This window comes from Romboutsia sp. 13368 (assembly GCF_018336475.1).
GTDB lineage: Bacteria > Bacillota > Clostridia > Peptostreptococcales > Peptostreptococcaceae > Romboutsia.
Genome location: NZ_CP048741.1, coordinates 1,032,523 through 1,032,784 on the forward strand (window position 1 = coordinate 1,032,523; position 262 = coordinate 1,032,784).

The following is a 262-nucleotide window of genomic DNA, read 5'->3' on the forward strand; positions in this document are numbered from 1 at the left end:
TTAATGATAAAAGCCGCTGCTGGTGGTGGTGGAAAAGGTATTAGAATAGTTAGAGATGTTAAAGATTTTAAGCATAATTATGAAGCTGCTAAATTAGAATCAAAGGCTTGCTTTGGAGAAGATCGAGTTTATATAGAAAAATATATAGAAAATCCTAAACATATAGAATTTCAAATACTAGCTGATGAATATGGTAATATAATACATCTAGGAGAAAGAGAATGTTCACTTCAAAGAAATAATCAAAAAGTTCTAGAAGAAG

The 262-nt window shown here is 29.4% G+C and carries 1 protein-coding gene; it reads left to right on the top strand.

Annotated elements, in window-relative coordinates; genetic code table 11:
- Positions 1–262: ATP-binding protein (locus G3997_RS04200; RefSeq protein ID WP_442971211.1), on the top strand; the 262-nt coding region annotated here is incomplete at both ends.